Here is a 3,128-nt window from a genome sequence, read left to right as displayed (position 1 = left end):
CCGCGCCCCCCCCGACCCCGCGGTGGTGCGCCCCGGGCCCCCCCACCCCGCGGGGGCCGCTCACCCCCCCCCCCCGGGCGCGGGCCCCGGGGCGGGGGGGGGGGGCGGGGCCACGGCGGTTCGTCAGGGTCGGTGACCCGCGGTCAGCGCAGGTCGAAGCGGTCGAGCTCGGACACCTTGGTCCAGGCCGCGACGAAGTCCGTCACGAACTTCTCCTTCGCGTCGTCGCTCGCGTAGACCTCGGCGAGCGCCCGCAGCTCCGAGTTGGAGCCGAACACCAGGTCGGCGCGGGTGCCGGTCCAGCGGACCTCGCCGGTGACGGCGTCCCGGGCCTCGAAGGTGTTCGCGTCCGCGGCGGTGGCCTTCCACGTCGTGCCCAGGTCGAGCAGGTTGACGAAGAAGTCGTTGGTCAGCCGGCCGGGGGTGTCGGTCAGGACGCCCAGCGAGGACTGCTGGTGGTTGGCGCCCAGCACGCGCAGGCCGCCGACCAGGACGGTCAGCTCCGGGGCGCTCAGGGTCAGCAGGTTGGCCCGGTCCAGCAGCAGGTACTCGGCCGGCAGCCGGTTGCCCTTGCCCAGGTAGTTGCGGAACCCGTCGGCGGTCGGCTCCAGCGCCGCGAAGGACTCGACGTCGGTCTCGTCCTGGGCGGCGTCCACCCGGCCCGGGGTGAACGGCACGACGACCGGGAAGCCGGCGTCGGCGGCGGCCTTCTCCACACCGGCCGCGCCCGCGAGGACGATCAGGTCGGCGATCGAGATCGCCCTGCCGTCCGTCCGGCCGGCGTTGAACGAGTCGCGCACGCTCTCCAGGGTGCGCAGCACGGTCGCCAGCTCGTCGGGCCCGTTGACCTCCCAGCCGCTCTGCGGTTCCAGCCGGATCCGGGCGCCGTTGGCGCCGCCGCGCAGGTCACTGCCGCGGAACGTGGAGGCCGAGGCCCAGGCGGTGGAGACCAGCTGGGCGACGGTCAGGCCGGAGGCCAGCACCTGCTGCTTGAGGGCGGCGATGTCCGCGGCGTCGACCAGCTCGTGCGTGACGGCGGGCAGCGGGTCCTGCCACAGCAGGGTCTCCGACGGGACCTCGGGGCCGAGGTAGCGCACGACCGGACCCATGTCGCGGTGGGTGAGCTTGAACCAGGCCCGGGCGAAGGCGTCCGCGAAGGCCGCGGGCTCGGCCAGGAAGCGCCGGGAGATCTGCTCGTAGACCGGGTCGACCCGCAGCGCGAGGTCGGTGGTCAGCATGGTCGGCGCGTGCGTCTTCGAGCCGTCGTGCGCGTCCGGGACGGTACCGGCGCCCCCGCCGTCCTTGGGTCGCCACTGGTGGGCGCCGGCCGGGCTCTTGAACAGCTCCCACTCGTAGCCGAAGAGGATCTCGAAGAAGGTGTTGTCCCAGGTGGTGGGTGTGGTGGTCCAGATGCCCTCGAGGCCGCTGGTGATCGTGTCGTCGCCCTTGCCGGTGCCGTAGGCGCTCTGCCAGCCCAGGCCCTGCAGCTCCAGCGGGGCGGCCTCGGGGTCGGGGCCGACGTTGTCGGCCGGGCCCGCGCCGTGGGTCTTGCCGAAGGTGTGGCCGCCCGCGATCAGGGCGACGGTCTCCTCGTCGTTCATCGCCATCCGGCGGAAGGTCTCGCGGATGTCGCGGGCCGCGGCCATCGGGTCCGGGGTGCCGTTGGGGCCTTCCGGGTTGACGTAGATCAGGCCCATCTGGACGGCGCCCAGCGGGCTCTCCAGGTCACGGTCGCCGGTGTAGCGCTCGTCGTCGAGCCAGGTCGTCTCGGGGCCCCAGTAGACGTCCTCCTCCGGCTCCCAGACGTCCTCGCGACCGCCGCCGAAGCCGAAGGTCTGGAAGCCCATCGTCTCCAGCGCGACGTTGCCGGCCAGGATCAGCAGGTCGGCCCAGGACAGGCTCTGGCCGTACTTCTTCTTCACCGGCCACAGCAGGCGGCGGGCCTTGTCGAGGTTGGCGTTGTCCGGCCAGCTGTTCAGCGGCGCGAAGCGCTGCTGGCCGGCACCGGCGCCGCCGCGGCCGTCGCTGATCCGGTAGGTGCCCGCGCTGTGCCAGGCCATCCGGATGATGAAGGGGCCGTAGTGGCCGAAGTCGGCCGGCCACCAGTCCTGCGAGGTGGTCAGCACCTCGGCGAGGTCGCGCTTGACGGCGGCGAGGTCGAGCGTCTTGAACGCCTCGGCGTAGTCGAAGTCCGCACCGAGCGGGTTGGCCACGGCCGGGTTCTTGGCAAGGATCTTCAGGTTGAGCCGGTCCGGCCACCACTGGCGGTTTCCACCGCCCTGGGTCGGGTGCGCGGCGCGCCCGTGCGCGACGGGGCAGCCTCCCCCCTCCGCCTTCGCATCGGTGACGATCGCGTCGTGGTTCTCAGACATGGGAATCCTTCCGGGCCGGGCGGATCACGTTGTTCAGGAACGATCGAAGGGCGGAGCACCTGGGGGGTCGTTCAATGAGGAGGACTAGCTCACCCGACGCGGAGGTGCTCACCGCCGTTCCGGAGCCTCACTGCCCCCTAGGCTATCGCCGGAACCGATCCTACGATGGACAGATTCCAAGTCAAGAACCACACCGAGTCACTATCCCGTCGGGGTTCGGAAGGCCACTGCTAGAATCCGGGGTTCCCCCATGAGCCTGAATAGGTGAACCGATATGAGTGACCTGCTGGTACGGCTGAGAGGGCGCGGCTGGCGACTGACCGCCCAGCGGCGCGTCGTCGCGGAGGTCCTCGACGGCGATCACGTCCATCTCACGGCCGACGAGGTGCACGCCCGCGCGGTCCAGCGGCTGCCGGAGATCTCCCGCGCGACGGTCTACAACACCCTCGGCGAACTGGTCGGCCTCGGCGAGGTCATGGAGGTCGCCACCGACGGCCGGGCCCGGCGCTACGACCCCAACGCCCACCGCCCGCACCAGCACCTGGTGTGCTCCGGCTGCGGCACGATCCGCGACGTCCACCCGGCCGGGGACCCGCTGGCCGACCTCCCGGCCGAGCAGCGGTTCGGCTTCGCCGTCGCCACCGCCGAGGTCACCTACCGCGGGATCTGCCCGGACTGCGCCTGACGCCCGGGGCCGACACCTCGCCGACACGCCGAAGGGGCCGGGCGCGCCCCCAGGGGTGGGCGGCCCCCGCG

At 72.5% G+C, this 3,128-nt stretch carries 2 protein-coding genes; one reads left to right on the top strand and one right to left on the bottom strand.

The window, feature by feature from the left end; translation table 11 throughout:
- Nucleotides 1-143: 143 nt before the first annotated feature.
- Nucleotides 144-2,372 (bottom strand): catalase/peroxidase HPI, encoded by a 2,229-nt coding sequence (gene katG / locus ACFWA9_RS38815; RefSeq protein ID WP_380394251.1) that lies wholly within the window; start codon nt 2,370-2,372, stop codon nt 144-146.
- 274 nt (nt 2,373-2,646) lie between these two features.
- Between katG and ACFWA9_RS38810 the strand changes: the two genes are divergently transcribed.
- Nucleotides 2,647-3,057, top strand: coding sequence for a Fur family transcriptional regulator (locus ACFWA9_RS38810; protein WP_329491548.1), 411 nt, complete (start codon nt 2,647-2,649; stop codon nt 3,055-3,057).
- The last annotated feature ends 71 nt before the right edge of the window (nt 3,058-3,128 follow it).

This window comes from Kitasatospora sp. NPDC059973 (genome assembly GCF_042737525.1).
Lineage (GTDB): Bacteria > Actinomycetota > Actinomycetes > Streptomycetales > Streptomycetaceae > Kitasatospora.
The sequence above is the reverse complement of the archived record's forward strand: the minus strand, read 5'-3'. Positions and strand labels throughout refer to the sequence as shown.

What these genes read in the sequence shown, in the direction of transcription:
- katG (WP_380394251.1), bottom strand. Translation starts at nt 2,372, where the DNA reads ATGTCTGAGAACCACGACGCGATCGTCACCGATGCGAAGGCGGAGGGG.
- ACFWA9_RS38810 (WP_329491548.1), top strand. Translation starts at nt 2,647, where the DNA reads ATGAGTGACCTGCTGGTACGGCTGAGAGGGCGCGGCTGGCGACTGACC.